Below are 13,002 nucleotides of genomic sequence, written 5' to 3'. Positions count from 1 at the left end.
GCGACCCTAGGGTCACTTCGCCGCGTGGGCCACCAACTCGGCCCACGCGGCGGGGGAGAGGGCGAGCTCAGGACCGCCCTCGACCTTGGAGTCACGGACGTGGACCCGCTGGGCGCAGGCAGCGACCTCGACACAGTCGCCGTCACCGCTGCTGCTGTAACTGGACTTGCTCCAGTCGAGCGCGACCTCGACGCAATCGCCGTCGCCGCCGCTGCTGTAACTGCTTTTGAACCAAGCCAGTTCGGACGCGTTCATCGGTCTCCTCGCATCTGCCGCAACAGGCTCCCGGAGTCTTTGGGAGTGAGAGCCTGTGAACGCATCCTGGCATAGCGCATGTGCAGGAGGCTGATCTCTTTCGGGTCAGAGACGAGGAGGCCGCCCCGCTGTCCTTCGCAGTAGGCGAACCACTTGTTCTTCGGCGTCTCCAGCAGTTGCACCGGGCCCGCAAGCCCTGCATGAGACTCCTGGACCAACGGCATGATCTGGATCTCCACATTTCGCAACTCGGCGACCTCCAGCAGGTGATCGATTGCTTCACGCGTGACGCTCGCTCCGCCTGTGTGGCGGCGCAGAACGTGCTCCTCGACGATGAAGTTGAAGGCGGTGTTCGGCCGCTCTCCCAGCAACCGCTGACGATCGGCGCGCGCGGCCCACTTAGCTTCGACCTCCACATCGTCCAGCGGCGGAAGTTGCTCGGTGAAGAGCGCTCGCGCATACGCCTCCGTCTGCAACAGCCCCGGAATCATCCGGCACTCGTACGTGTAGAGAGTGATTGCCGTCCTCTCCAGTCCCGCCCACCGTCGGAACCAGGACGCCAGGCCCGGCTGGCGTTCCAGGAAACCGGCCGCGCTCCGCAGTGCGCCCGTGTTGCCGAGGGCTCCCTCCGCCGCCTCGACGAAGTCCTCGTCGGGCATGCGCCTGCCCAGCTCCACGGAGGCCACCGTGTGCTTGGAGAAGCCGACCCGGCTGCCGAAGTCCTCCCTGCTCAACCCGTGATGCACACGCAACGCCTGGACCACCGCCCCGAACGTTCGCATACTGTCCGACGACTCCGGCTCACCCTCGACCACCATGGTCACCTCCCACATCCATGGTCACGGACGGTGATCGGTACTGTCCAGTCCGTCATCGCGTACGCTCGCGCGGCGTACGCGGCTCCGGCCTGGCGAGCCGCCGGATGGACCCGTCACATTGGCCCCATGACTGCACGCCCCTCTCCCCAACCCCTGCTCACCGTACGTGTGTTCACCCAGCGGCTCAGCGCGACCCCGCGAGGCGCCCGGCTGGCGCGGCAGCTCGCCCTGCACCAGCTGCACGCCTGGGGCATCCCGTACGGCGCGGAGGTGTCCGACGCGGTCGCGGCGATCGTCGGCGAGCTGGCCACCAACGCCGTCACCCACGGACGGGTGCCCGGACGGGACTTCGAGCTGCGGCTGTCCTTTCCGCCGGGGAGCGTCCGCGTCGAGGTCACCGACACGCGCGGCGGACCGTGTCCGCGTCCGCCCGGACCGGGTGCCGTCCCCGTACCGCGCCCCCTCGACGAAGCCGGCCGGGGGCTGCTCCTCGTCGACGCGCTCGCCGCCCGCTGGGAGGTGCTGGACCGGGCCCCGGCACCCGGCAAGACGGTGCGCGCGGAGGTCGACGTCCCCAACTGGCTGACCCTGGCGAAGAGGCTGCCGGTCTCCTAGGCGAGCATGGAGCCTCGGTCCGCCACGGCGGCGGGCGGAGGGGGCGTGGGGCATGGATCGCGGTCGCGGTGCGGTGGTCGTCGGCGGGGGCATCGGCGGGCTGGCCGCCGCGATCGGGCTGCGCCGGATCGGCTGGGACGTGACGGTCCTCGAACGCGCGCCCGCCTTCGCCGACGTGGGCGCGGGCATCTCCCTGCACGCCAACGGGGTGCGGGCGCTGGACGCGCTGGGCGTCGGCGAGGCGATCCGCACCGTCGTGCGCCCGCTGTACACGGGCGGCACCCTCACCCCCGACGGCCGCGTGCTGTCCCGGATGGACGGCGCGGCCCTCGAGCGCCGGCTCGGCGTGCCGGTCGGCGGTGTCCTGCGCGCCGACCTGCACCGCGTCCTGCGCGAGGCGCTGCCCGCGGGATGCGTGAAGACCGGGGTGGAGGTGACCGGCGTCGACGGCGCGGGCAGGGACGCCGATCTCGTCGTGGCCGCCGACGGCGTCGACAGCCGGCTGCGCGCGGAACTGTTCCCGGGGCATCCGGGCGCGGTGCACAGCGGCTCGACGGTCCTGCGGGCCATCACCGCGCGTCCGCTCCGCGACCTGCCCGCCGACCTGGAGCTGACCTGGGGCGCGGGGGCCGAGTTCGGGCACATCCTGTTCGCCGACGGGCGGGCCGAGTGGCACGCGGTACTCACCGCACCGCCCGGCGTCCGCCTCCCCGATCCCCTCGCCGAGATGCGCCGGCGCTTCCACGGCTGGCACGACCCCGTCCCGGCGCTCCTGGACGCGACCCGGCCGCAGGACGTCCTGCACCACGACATCAGCGAACTGCTCACCCCGCTCCCCACGTTCACCGTCGGCCGGGTCGCGCTCCTCGGCGACGCGGCGCACGCGATGACCCCGAACCTCGGCCAGGGGGCCAGTCAGGCGCTGGAGGACGCGGCCGTGCTCGCCTCCTGTCTCGCGGCCGAGCCCACCACCGCGTCCGCGCTGCGCCGCTACGACGCCGTACGGCGACCGCGCAGCCAGTCCGTGGCCCGCGCCGCCCGGCAGGCCGGCCGGATGGGGCACCGGCTGACGCATCCCGCCGCCATCGCGCTGCGCGACGCCGCTCTGCGGCTGGTGCCGTCCGCGCTGATGCTGCGCGCCGCGCTCCGGCACGCCGACTGGACGCCGCCGCACCTCGGGTGACGTCCAGTCGGACGGGGGCGATCACATGGCGGGCGTCAGCGCTCGCCCCCGAGGGTGAGCGTTCCCTCGTAGCCGGACGAGGTCGAGCTGCCCAGCGCCATCAGGGTGAGCAGGCCGGACGCGGTCCCTCCGTCGTCGTAGACGGAGTCCTGGGCGAGGGTCGTGCCGTCGCGGCTTTTCGGCGCTTTTCGAAGACTTTCGCGGTGACGTGAGAACCATTGACGCGCAAAGCGTTCGATTCTACGGTCGCCGTCCGGCGACGCGACTGCTGTTCGGCATCGCGAACGACGAGGACCCCCCACTGAAGGAGCGTTCGCATGAGCCGCACGCCCTGCACTTCACACCCGTCCCGCCCCACCCGCCCGTCACGTACACCCCTCCTGTCAGCTACGTCCCGCAGGTCACGGTGGGCGGCGCTGCTCTGCGTTCCGGCCGCGATCCTGCTGGCCCTGACGCCCTCCACCGCCTCCGCCTACCCCGACCCCGGCACCGTCACCGGGGCCACGGTCGTGCACGACCCGACGATGATCCGGACCTCCGGCGGCCGGTACCTGCTCTACGCGACCGGTGGCGGAATCTCCTACCGCACCTCCACCGACCGCAGGACGTACAGCGCGGGCGGCGACGCCTTTTCCGGCAGGCCCGGCTGGTGGTCGTCCTACGGCACCACCGAGGCCTGGGCGCCCGACATCTCGTACCAGGGCGGCCAGTACCTGATGTACTACGCCGTCTCCATCTTCAGGACCAACCGATCGGCGATCGGCCTGGCCGTGTCGAGCACCGGCCTGCCGGGCTCCTGGAGCGACCGCGGCATCGTGTACACCTCCACCGCCTCGAGCGACTACAACGCCATCGACCCGAACCTCTTCGTGGACGACGACGGCAAGTGGTGGCTGTCGTTCGGGAGTTTCTGGACGGGGATCAAGATGATCCGGATCGACCCGTCCACCGGCAAACAGCTCTCCTCGGACACCGCCCGGCGCTCGCTCGCCTCCCGCCGCACCTCTCCGAACGCCGTCGAGGCGCCCTTCGTCGTGAAGCGCAACGGCTTCTACTACCTCTTCGCCTCGTACGACACCTGCTGCGCCGGCGTCAACTCCACCTACAAGGTCAAGGTGGGCCGCGCCACCAGCGTCACGGGGCCCTACCGCGACAGGAACGGCGTCGCGATGACCGACGACGGCGGCACACCGGTCCTGGAGTCGCACGGGCGCTACATCGGCCCCGGCGGCCAGTCGATCCTGCACGACACGGACGGCGACCTGATCGTCTACCACTACTACGACGGCAACAACAACGGCACGCCCAGACTGGGCGTCAACCTACTGAACTGGAGCAGCGGATGGCCCGTCGCCTTCTGACCCTGCTGACCGCGCTACTGCTCGCCCTGGCGATCGGACAGCCTTCCGCGAGCGCGGCCACCTTCACCAACCCGGTCAAGACACAGAAGGGCGCCGACCCCTGGATCTCGTACTACGCCGGCAACTACTACATGGTGACGACCAGTTGGACGAGCGCGATCACCATGCGCAAGTCCGCCACCCTGGCCGGCCTCGCGACCGCGCCGAGCGTGCAGGTGTGGACGGGTGACGCCGCCTCGCGTTGCTGCAACATCTGGGCGCCGGAGATCCACTTCCTGAACGGCCGCTGGTACCTGTACTACGTCGCCGGCCAGAACATCTCCGACTACAACGCCACCCAGCGCACCCACGTCCTGGAGAGCGCGGGATCCGACCCCACCGGGCCGTACACGTACAAGAACCAGCTCAACTCCGCCTGGATGCTCGACCCGACGGTCGCCACCATCAACGGTCAGCTGTATCTGTTCGGCAGCGCGAGCGGCGGGACGCAGAACCTGGTGGCAGCCCGGATGAGCAACCCGTACACGCTCGCCACCGGGTTCTCGACCATCTCGACGCCCACCAACTCCTGGGAGAGGTCAGGCGGTTCGGTCAACGAGGGGCCGGAGATCCTCCAGCGCGGCGGGAAGACGTTCCTGATCTACTCGGCGAGCGGCTGCTGGACCCCGGACTACAAGCTCGGTCAGCTCACCCTCACGGGTTCCGACCCGCTCTCGGCGTCCTCCTGGACGAAGAAGTCCACACCGGTCTTCCAGCGGAACGACTCCGCGGGGGTGTACGGCCCCGGTCACAACGGTTTCTTCACCTCGCCCGACGGCACCGAGAACTGGATCGTCTACCACGCCAACGACTCGGCTTCGGACGGCTGTGACAACGGCCGGACGACCCGGGCCCAGAAGTTCACCTGGAACGCGGACGGGACGCCGAATCTCGGCACCCCGGTCGCCCTGGGATCGTCGGCGGGCGGTCCCTCCGGCGAACCGTCGGCCGCCTCCACCACCTACACGCTCACCAACCGCAACAGTGCCAAGTGCCTGGAAGTGGCCGGTGGTTCGACGGCGGACGGCGCCAATGTCCAGCAGTTCACCTGCAACGGCGGCACCAGGCAGCGCTGGCGGATCGAGGAACAGGGCGACGACACGAGCCGACTCGTCAACGTGGCCACCGGCAAGGTGCTCGACACCGCCGACTGCTCTGCCGCCGACGGCGCCGACCTGCGCCAGTGGACGTGGCTGGACAACGCCTGTCAGCGCTTCCGCTTCCTCGTCACGGACGGCGGCTACGTCCGCGTCGTCAACCAGTCCACCGGCAAGGTCGCCGAAGTCGCGAACTGTTCCACGGCGGACGCGGCCGACGTCCGCCAGTGGACGTGGCTGAACAACACCTGCCAACAGTGGAAACTCAACCCGGTGTAGGGACTTCGGCGACGGCGGGTCCGCAGGCCCGCGGGCCCGCGGGCCGCGAGGACTAACCCGCCTGGCCCATCCCCGCGGCGTTCGGCCAGCTCTGGGCGTTGGGCCAGCCGGTGGCCGCGGCGGGGGAGAGGCCGTTGGTGCCCCTGACCTGGGCGGCCGTGAGGCCGCCGCGGGCCGGGACGCCGGGCGGGGTCGGACCCATCGGCGGGGCGGGAGCGACCGGCGCCATGGGCGGGGCCATTTGCTGGGCCATGGGTTGACCCATGGGTTGACCCATGGGCTGACCGAAGGGTTGGCCCATGGGCTGGCCCATGGCGGGGGCCATCGCCGCGGGAGACATGGCCGCCGGTGACAGCATCGGCGCGGCCGGTGACATGGCCGCGGGTGACATGGCCGCGGGTGACATCGCCGCCGGGGACATGGGCGGAGGCGCCATGGCCGCAGCCGGGGCCATCGCGGCAGCCGGGGCCATCGGCGCCGGCGCCGGGGCCGGGGCGGGAACAGGCGCCGGAGCGGGTGCCGGAGCGGGTGCCGGGGCCGGGGCGGGGACGGACTGGGGGAAGATCTGTGCCGCGGCCGGCAGCGGCACCCCCGCACCCTCGGACGGCGCGGGCCGTGCCGGGGCAGGGGCCGGGGTCGGAGCCGCGGGAGCGGGCATCGCCGCGGCGACGGCGGCGGCGGCCGGGGCGGCTGCCGCCGGTGCCTGCTGCGCCATGCTCATGGCCTGAGCGGCGAGGCCGGGCATGCCCGCCCCGTTGGTGACCAGCCGGTCCACCGCCGCCGTGCCCGAGCTGTAGCCGGCGCCGGCGCTCAGCTCGGGCACGGGGGCTCCCCTCCTGGTCCCGTAGAGCACCTGTTCCAGCCCGGACACCAGGCGGCGCACGTCCACCTGGGGGCGCACCACGAGCCTCAGGAAACGGCTCGACGAACCGATCTTGTTGCCGCACTCGCGGACCAGGATGCGGTGCTCGGCGAGCATCCGGTCGCGGACCACGGTGCCCTCGGCGCCGACGGGCAGGCGCACGAAGAGGAAGTTCCCCTGGGAGGGGTAGACGGTCAGGCCCGGCAGCGCGCTGAGCTGGCTCGCCATGTCGAGACGGTCCCGGCGTATCTGCTGCAGGCTCTGCGCGTACTCGGCGCCGTGCTGCTTGAGCATGAACACCACGTGTTCCGCGAAGGAGTTGAGGTTCCACTTCGGCAGCATCGAGCGGACCCGGCCGGCCAGCGCCGGGTTGGCGACCAGATAGCCGAAGCGGATGCCGTGCAGGCCGAAGTTCTTGCCCAGGCTGCGCAGGACGATCACGTTGGGCCGCAGCATCGCCTCCTGGACGACGCTCGGCTCGGCCTCGGCGTCCGCGAACTCCAGGAACGACTCGTCGATGACGATCAGATCCAGGTCGGCCATCGCGTCCATGAACTGGACGATGGCGTGCTTGTGCAGGAAACCGCCGTCGGGGTTGTTCGGGTTGCAGATGACGGCGGCCCTGGTGCCGCGCGCCCGGATGAACTCGGCGTACTGCGCGAGGTCGAGGGCGAAACCGCTGGACTCCTGGAGCGGGAACATGTCGACCCGCTTGCCGGTCTCCATGGGCTGGTCGGTCCAACGGCCGAAAGTGGGCACGGGGACGGCGAGCGACTCGCGGACCAGCAGATGGTCGATCCAGGTGATCAGCTCGGTCGAGCCGTTGCCCATGGCGACGGCCTGCGGCGGGAGTTGCAGCAGACTGCACAGCTCCGCGGTGATCGTGTCGGCGCTGCTCGGGTAGTACGTGATGATGTCGCGCAGCCGGCCCGCCATCTCGTCGAACATCGCCGGGGTGGGGAAGTAGGGATTGCAGGGTATGCAGAAGTCCACCGGGCCGACCCCCTCGCCGCCCTCCCGTGTCAGCGCCGCCATCGACGGGCTGTGCGCCGCGTTGTTGCGGAACAACGAGGAGACGTTGTCGGCCATGGAACCTCCGTATGGGGCGGGCCCGGCGGGGACGACCGGGCCCGTCGTCATTGGACGGCCCGCGCGGAGAGCACGGGCCGTCCTTACATACGGGGGTTCGGGTGACGGTGTTCAACCGACGGGAAGTCGGTGAGAAATTGTGGTTTAACTGTGAAGCGGGTGTCAAATGGCGGTGCGGATCGGTCAGATGAGGCCGAACGAGTGGACCGTCGTCGTCCGGTACGTCTGTCCGGGCCGCAGCACCGTGGACGGGAACGACGGCTGGTTCGGCGCGTCCGGGAAGGCTTGCGTCTCCAGGCAGAGCGCGTCGCCCTGACGGTAGACCCGGCCGCTCGTTCCGACGAGCGTGCCGTCGAGGAAGTTGCCCGAGTAGAACTGCAGCCCCGGCTCGGTGGTGGCGATGCTCAGGGTGCGGCCGGAGGCGGGGTCCCGCAGGACGGCGACCGGCTCGGGCCGGGCGGTGACGCCCTTGTCGAGGACGTAGTTGTGGTCGACGCCCTTGCAGTGCAGCGACTGCTCGTGGGCGACGCGCAGGTCCCGGCCGACCGGCTTGGCGGTCCGGAAGTCGAACGGGGTGCCGGCGACGTCGGCCGGTTCGCCGGTGGGGATGAGGCTCTGGTCCACGGGGAGGTAGCGGGCGGCGGCGATCTCCAGTTCGTGATCGTGCACCGAGCCGCTGCCCTCGCCGGCGAGGTTCCAGTAGACGTGGTTGGTGAGGTTGACGACGGTGGCCCGGTCGGTGGTGGCCTCGTAGTCGATGCGCCAGTCGCCGCCGCCGGTGAGGGTGTACGTCACCGTCACGTTCAGCGTGCCGGGGTAGCCCATGTCGCCGTCGGCGCTCGTCAGACGCAGCCGCAGACCGACGTCCGGGCCCTCGGTGAACGTCTCGACGTCCCACACGCGCCGGTCGAAGCCCTCGGTGCCGCCGTGCAGACTCCGGTCCCCGTCGTTGAGGGGCAGCTGATGGGTCTCGCCGTCCAGGGTGAAACGGCCCGCGGCGATGCGGTTGCCGAAGCGGCCGATCAGAGCGCCGAAGTACGGGCTGCCGGCCACGTAGTCGTCGAGGGCGGAGAACCCGAGGGAGACGTTGGCGTACCGGCCGTCCCGGTCGGGGACCTCCAACGACTGCACGATCCCGCCGTAGTCGAGGACCGTCAGCCGGGTCCCGCCGTTCTCCAGCGACCAGCTGGAGACCTCGGTGCCGTCGGCCAGCACGCCGAAGAGCGTCTGCACTGTTTCCCGCCTTCCACTTCTTCCACTCACCGTTGCCGTCCGCTTCTGGAAACACGAGCGGGGCCCCGCCTTGATAGGCGGGGCCCCGCTCGTCGGCTCAGGAACCGGACTTGCGCTTGTTCCAGACGTCGAACCCGACCGCGATCAGCAGGGCGAGGCCCTTGATGACCTGCTGCCAGTCGCTGCCGACGCTGAGGAGGTTCATGCCGTTGTTCAGCACACCGAGGACGAGACCACCGATGATCGCGCCGAGGACCGTGCCGACGCCGCCGCTCATGGACGCGCCGCCGATGAACGACGAGGCGATCGCCTCGAGTTCGAAGCTGAGGCCCGCCTTCGGAGAGGCCGCGTTCAGACGGGCGGCGACCACGAGACCCGCCAGGGCCGCGAGCACGCCCATGTTCAGGAAGACCAGGAAGGTGACCTTCTTGTCCCTGACGCCGGACAGCTTCGCCGCCGGCAGGTTGCCGCCGATCGCGTAGATGTGACGGCCGAAGACGGCGTTGCGCATGATGTAGCCGTAGCCGACGACCAGGGCGCCGAGGATGATCAGGATGATCGGCGCGCCCTTGTAGCTGGCGAGCAGCATCGTGACCGTGAGGACCGCGGCGGCGATGGCGACGAGCTTGAGCAGGAAGAGGTTCCGCGGCACCACGTCGAGCGCGAACTCCTGCTGACGCTTGCGGTCCCGGACCTCCTGGAGGACCACGAAGGCCAGCAGGGCGAAGCCCAGCAGCAGCGTGATGTTGTGGTAGTTGGTGTTCGGGCCGACCTCCGGCAGGAAGCCGTTGCCCATCTTCTGCAGACCGTCCGGGAACGGGCCGAGGGTCTGGCCCTCCAGGAGGATCTCCGTCAGACCGCGGAAGAGCAGCATGCCCGCGAGGGTGACGATGAAGGAGGGTATGCCGAGATAGGCGATCAGGAAGCCCTGCACCGAGCCGGCCACCGCGCCGACGATCAGGCACAGCACCAGCGCGACGGGCCACGCCACGTCGTGCTGGACGGTGAGGACGGCCGCGAAGGCTCCCGTGAACGCCGTCACCGAACCGACCGAGAGGTCGATGTGACCCGCGATGATCACCAGCATCATGCCGATCGCGAGGATCAGGATGTAGCTGTTCTGCAGGACCAGGTTGGAGACGTTGCGCGGCAGCAACAGGTCGCCGCCGGTCCACACCTGGAACAGGACGACGAGCAGGCCCAGCGCGATCAGCATGCCGTACTGGCGCATGTTGCGGCGCAGGCCGTCGAGCATCACCTGCAGAAGCCCGCCGCCGGAGGCGGAGCCCCCGCTCTTCCCGGGCGGCGCGGCCGCCGGGCTCTTGTCGGTCACGTCCGTGCTCATCGCGTTACCTCTTTGTCCTTCGTCATCTGACGCATCAGCACTTCCTGCGTGGCCTCGGCCCGCGGGAACTCGCCCGTGAGCCGTCCGGCGGCCATCGTGTAGATGCGGTCGCACATGCCGAGCAGTTCCGGCAGCTCGGAGGAGATGAAGACGACCGCCTTGCCCTGGGCGGCCAACTGGTCGATGACCGTGTAGATCTCGAACTTGGCGCCGACGTCGATACCGCGCGTCGGTTCGTCCAGGATCAGCACGTCGGGACCCGCGAAGATCCACTTGCTGAGGACGACCTTCTGCTGGTTGCCGCCGGACAGCTTGCCCACCGGCTCGAAGACGGTCGGGGCCTTGATGTTCATCGACTTGCGGTAGCCCTCGGAGACCTGCCGCTCCTCGTGCTCGTCGACCACGCCCCGCTTCGCGACCTTGTTCAGGGCGGTCAGCGAGATGTTGCGGTTGATCGTGTCGATGAGGTTGAGGCCGTAGTGCTTGCGGTCCTCGGTGACGTACGCGATCCCGTGGCCGATGGCCTCGGCGACCGTCTTCGTACGGATCTCCTTGCCGTCCTTGAGGACGGTGCCGCCCGCGTGCCGGCCGTAGGCGCGTCCGAAGACGCTCATGGCGAGCTCGGTACGGCCCGCGCCCATCAGGCCGGCGATCCCGACGATCTCCCCGCGGCGCACCTGGATCGACACGTCGTCGACCACCTTGCGCTGCTGGTCGATCGGGTGGTGCACGGTCCAGTCGCGGATCTCCAGGGCCGGAGCCGCGTCCTTGTCCGCCGCCTCGTGCGGGGTGCGCTCGGGGAAGCGGTGGTCGAGGTCGCGGCCGACCATGCCGCTGATGATCCGGTCCTCGGTCGTCTCGGCCGACTTCACGTCGAGCGTCTCGATGGAGTGCCCGTCGCGGATGATCGTCACCGAGTCCGCGACCTTGCGGATCTCGTTGAGCTTGTGGGAAATGATGATCGAGGTGATGCCCTGCTTCTTCAGCTCCAGGATCAGGTCCAGGAGCTTGCCGCTGTCCTCGTCGTTCAGCGCCGCGGTGGGCTCGTCGAGGATGAGCAGCTTCACCTTCTTGGAGAGCGCCTTCGCGATCTCCACGAGCTGCTGCTTGCCCACACCGATGTCGGCGACACGGGTCTCCGGGTGGTCGCTGAGACCGACCCGGCGCAGCAGCTCGGTGGCGTGCCGCAGGGTCTGCCGCCAGTCGATGAACCCGCCCTTGGCGTGTTCGTTGCCGAGGAAGATGTTCTCCGCCAGGGAGAGGTACGGCGACAGCGCCAGCTCCTGGTGGATGATCACAATGCCGTGCTGCTCGCTCGCCCGGATGTCCTTGAACTGGACGACCTCCCCCTCGAAGAGGATGTCGCCTCCGTAGCTGCCGTGGGGATGGACGCCGGAGAGCACCTTCATCAAGGTGGACTTTCCGGCGCCGTTCTCACCACAGATGGCGTGGACCTCGCCCTGACGGACGGTCAATGAGACGTCTGACAGCGCCTTGACGCCGGGAAAGGTCTTGACGATCGAGCGCATTTCCAGGACGGGTCCCGCCATGGTCGTGCCTTCCAATCCGTAAGGTTCGACGCTTACTTGAGCTGGTCAGCGGTGTAGTAGCCGCCGTCGACGAGCTCCTTCTGGTAGTTCGTCTTGTCGACGCTCACCGGCTGCAGCAGGTAGGCGGGGACGACCTTGGTGCCGTTGTCGTACGACTTGGTGTCGTTGATCTCGGGCTTCTTGCCGTTCAGGGTGGCGTCGACCATGTCCGTGGCGACCTGGGCGAGCTTGCGGAGGTCCTTGTAGACGGTCATCGACTGCTGGCCGGCGATGATCGACTTCACGGAGGCCAGCTCGGCGTCCTGACCGCTGATGACCGGCAGCGGCTTGGCGGCGGAGCCGTAGCCGTCCGACTTCAGCGCGGCGATGATGCCGATGGAGATGCCGTCGTAGGGCGAGAGCACGGCGTCGACCTTGCCGCTCTTGTACGACGAGGTGAGGATGTCCTCCATGCGCTTCTGGGCGGTGGCGCCGTCCCAGCGCAGGGTGGTGACCTGCGTCATGGCGGTCTGACCGGACTTGACGACCAGCTTCTTGCTGTCGATGTACGGCTTGAGCACGCTCATCGCACCGTTGAAGAAGTACTTGGTGTTGTTGTCGTCGTTGGAGCCGGCGAAGAGCTCGATGTTGAAGGGGCCCTTGCCGGACGCCACGCCCAGCTTGTCCACGAGGTAGGTGGCCTGGAGCTTGCCGACCTTCTCGTTGTCGAAGGACGCGTAGTAGTCGACGTTCTTCGAGCCGAGGATCAGGCGGTCGTAGGAGATGACCGGGATCTTGGCGTCGGCGGCCTGCTGGAGGACGTTGTTCAGCGACTTGTTGTCGATCGCCGCGATGATCAGCGCCTTGACGCCCTGGGTGATCAGGTTCTCGATCTGCGAGACCTGCTGGTCGGGGTCGTCCTCGCCGAAGACCAGCTTGGTCTTGTAGCCCTTGGCCTTGAGGTCCTTCTCGACGTTGGCGCCGTCGGTGATCCAGCGCTCGGAGGACTTGGTCGGCATCGCGATGCCGATGGTGCCTCCCTTGGCGTCGCCGGCCTTCTCCTCACTGCCGCCCTCACCGGACTGTCCGCAGGCGGACAGGGTGAGGGCGAGGGAGGCGGCTCCGGCTATGGCGGCGAGGGCGGCTCTGCGGTTACGCATGATCTACATCCTTGATGAGTGGCAGGGGATCGGTCTCGCGCTGCGAAGGAGCTCCCGGAGCGACGCCGGAAAGACCGAGAAGCGATGTGTGGGATTCTGCGCGCCTGTGTCGGCTTCTGTGAAGCAAGGTTTCCGGA

Annotated in this window: 11 protein-coding genes and 1 pseudogene; 4 read left to right on the top strand and 8 right to left on the bottom strand. The window is 69.2% G+C overall.

All coding sequences use genetic code 11. The features are described from left to right. Positions 1 to 12: 12 nt before the first annotated feature. Together QA802_RS13870 and QA802_RS13865 are read right to left on the bottom strand one after the other, a co-directional pair. The gene (locus tag QA802_RS13870) at positions 13 to 255 is read right to left on the bottom strand and encodes a DUF397 domain-containing protein (protein WP_334521871.1); all 243 of its coding nucleotides are present in this window, start codon (positions 253 to 255) and stop codon (positions 13 to 15) included. Further along, positions 252 to 1,073: a helix-turn-helix domain-containing protein gene (locus QA802_RS13865; RefSeq protein WP_334534604.1), complete on the bottom strand. Its 822-nt coding sequence runs from the start codon at positions 1,071 to 1,073 to the stop codon at positions 252 to 254. Before QA802_RS13865 ends, QA802_RS13870 begins: the two co-directional genes overlap by 4 nt. Positions 1,074 to 1,199: 126 nt before the next feature. Between QA802_RS13865 and QA802_RS13860 the strand changes: the two genes are divergently transcribed. Beyond that, positions 1,200 to 1,688, top strand: a complete 489-nt coding sequence (locus QA802_RS13860) for an ATP-binding protein (protein ID WP_334521868.1) — start codon at positions 1,200 to 1,202, stop codon at positions 1,686 to 1,688. A 52-nt stretch (positions 1,689 to 1,740) separates the two neighbouring features. Continuing rightward, entirely contained in the window at positions 1,741 to 2,871 is a 1,131-nt protein-coding gene (locus QA802_RS13855) for an FAD-dependent monooxygenase (RefSeq protein ID WP_334521865.1), read from the top strand. 35 nt (positions 2,872 to 2,906) lie between these two features. Here QA802_RS13855 and QA802_RS13850 read toward each other — a convergent pair. Continuing rightward, a pseudogene (locus QA802_RS13850) lies at positions 2,907 to 3,035 on the bottom strand (intradiol ring-cleavage dioxygenase); the annotation flags it as partial. Positions 3,036 to 3,251: 216 nt separating this feature from the next. On the opposite strand from QA802_RS13850, the gene QA802_RS13845 reads away from it, so the two are divergent. Both QA802_RS13845 and QA802_RS13840 read left to right on the top strand, forming a co-directional pair. Beyond that, positions 3,252 to 4,232: an arabinan endo-1,5-alpha-L-arabinosidase gene (locus tag QA802_RS13845; RefSeq protein ID WP_334534602.1), complete on the top strand. Its 981-nt coding sequence runs from the start codon at positions 3,252 to 3,254 to the stop codon at positions 4,230 to 4,232. Beyond that, positions 4,214 to 5,647 carry a family 43 glycosylhydrolase gene (locus QA802_RS13840; protein ID WP_334521862.1) on the top strand — a complete coding sequence of 478 codons (1,434 nt, stop codon included), beginning with the start codon at positions 4,214 to 4,216 and terminating at the stop codon, positions 5,645 to 5,647. The genes QA802_RS13845 and QA802_RS13840 overlap by 19 nt, the downstream gene beginning before the upstream one ends. 52 nt (positions 5,648 to 5,699) lie before the next feature. Here the strand turns inward: QA802_RS13840 and QA802_RS13835 are convergent, their stop codons facing one another. The 5 genes from QA802_RS13835 to chvE all read right to left on the bottom strand — a co-directional run bounded on the left by QA802_RS13835 (position 5,700) and on the right by chvE (position 12,865). Next, positions 5,700 to 7,598 carry a pyridoxal phosphate-dependent aminotransferase gene (locus QA802_RS13835; protein WP_334521859.1) on the bottom strand — a complete coding sequence of 633 codons (1,899 nt, stop codon included), beginning with the start codon at positions 7,596 to 7,598 and terminating at the stop codon, positions 5,700 to 5,702. A 183-nt stretch (positions 7,599 to 7,781) separates the two neighbouring features. Continuing rightward, a complete protein-coding gene (locus QA802_RS13830; RefSeq protein ID WP_443042106.1) occupies positions 7,782 to 8,861 on the bottom strand; it encodes an aldose epimerase family protein in 1,080 nt (359 codons plus the stop codon). Between the two features lie 67 nt (positions 8,862 to 8,928). After that, positions 8,929 to 10,176 (bottom strand): multiple monosaccharide ABC transporter permease, encoded by a 1,248-nt coding sequence (gene mmsB, locus QA802_RS13825; RefSeq protein WP_306952691.1) that lies wholly within the window; start codon positions 10,174 to 10,176, stop codon positions 8,929 to 8,931. Next, a complete protein-coding gene (mmsA, locus tag QA802_RS13820) occupies positions 10,173 to 11,726 on the bottom strand; it encodes a multiple monosaccharide ABC transporter ATP-binding protein (protein ID WP_334521852.1) in 1,554 nt (517 codons plus the stop codon). The genes mmsB and mmsA overlap by 4 nt, the downstream gene beginning before the upstream one ends. Before the next feature lie 32 nt (positions 11,727 to 11,758). After that, entirely contained in the window at positions 11,759 to 12,865 is a 1,107-nt protein-coding gene (chvE, locus tag QA802_RS13815) for a multiple monosaccharide ABC transporter substrate-binding protein (protein WP_334521850.1), read from the bottom strand. Between the last annotated feature and the right edge of the window lie 137 nt (positions 12,866 to 13,002).

The sequence above is a fragment of the Streptomyces sp. B21-105 genome (genome assembly GCF_036898465.1).
Taxonomy (GTDB): domain Bacteria; phylum Actinomycetota; class Actinomycetes; order Streptomycetales; family Streptomycetaceae; genus Streptomyces.
This window is presented reverse-complemented; position numbering and strand designations above follow the sequence as displayed.

Coding starts and splice junctions, on each gene's coding strand:
- QA802_RS13835 (WP_334521859.1), bottom strand. CDS start 7,598: ATGGCCGACAACGTCTCCTCGTTGTTCCGCAACAACGCGGCGCACAGC.
- mmsB (WP_306952691.1), bottom strand. CDS start 10,176: ATGAGCACGGACGTGACCGACAAGAGCCCGGCGGCCGCGCCGCCCGGG.
- mmsA (WP_334521852.1), bottom strand. CDS start 11,726: ATGGCGGGACCCGTCCTGGAAATGCGCTCGATCGTCAAGACCTTTCCC.
- QA802_RS13860 (WP_334521868.1), top strand. CDS start 1,200: ATGACTGCACGCCCCTCTCCCCAACCCCTGCTCACCGTACGTGTGTTC.
- QA802_RS13870 (WP_334521871.1), bottom strand. CDS start 255: ATGAACGCGTCCGAACTGGCTTGGTTCAAAAGCAGTTACAGCAGCGGC.
- QA802_RS13865 (WP_334534604.1), bottom strand. CDS start 1,073: ATGGTGGTCGAGGGTGAGCCGGAGTCGTCGGACAGTATGCGAACGTTC.
- chvE (WP_334521850.1), bottom strand. CDS start 12,865: ATGCGTAACCGCAGAGCCGCCCTCGCCGCCATAGCCGGAGCCGCCTCC.
- QA802_RS13840 (WP_334521862.1), top strand. CDS start 4,214: ATGGCCCGTCGCCTTCTGACCCTGCTGACCGCGCTACTGCTCGCCCTG.
- QA802_RS13855 (WP_334521865.1), top strand. CDS start 1,741: ATGGATCGCGGTCGCGGTGCGGTGGTCGTCGGCGGGGGCATCGGCGGG.